We start from the raw sequence: 320 nt of genomic DNA on the forward strand, positions 1-320 counted from the left end.
GCCGGCATGTCGACATCGAGCAGCTCGGGCGCGATCTGAAGGCCGTCATCGACGCGGCCGTGCCGGAGGGGCCGCTCGTGCTGGTCGGGCACTCCATGGGCGGGATGACCGTGATGGCGCTGGCCGACCAGTTCCCGGAGCTGATCCGCGACCGGGTCGTCGCCACCGCCTTCGTCGGTACGTCGTCCGGGAAGCTCGGCGAGGTCAACTTAGGGCTGCCCGTCGCGGGGGTGAACGCGGTGCGGCGGGTGCTGCCGGGCGTGCTCAAGGCGCTGGGGCAGCGGGCCGAGCTGGTGGAGAAGGGGCGGCGGGCCACCGCC

1 protein-coding gene is annotated in these 320 nt (G+C 73.4%); it reads left to right on the plus strand.

Features of this window, described 5'->3' with window-relative positions:
• A partial coding sequence (locus ACLZOT_RS51225) for an alpha/beta fold hydrolase (RefSeq protein WP_416976148.1) occupies positions 1–320 on the plus strand: 320 nt, incomplete at both ends.

This window comes from Streptomyces sp. 4F14, assembly GCF_048159485.1.
Classification (GTDB): domain Bacteria; phylum Actinomycetota; class Actinomycetes; order Streptomycetales; family Streptomycetaceae; genus Streptomyces.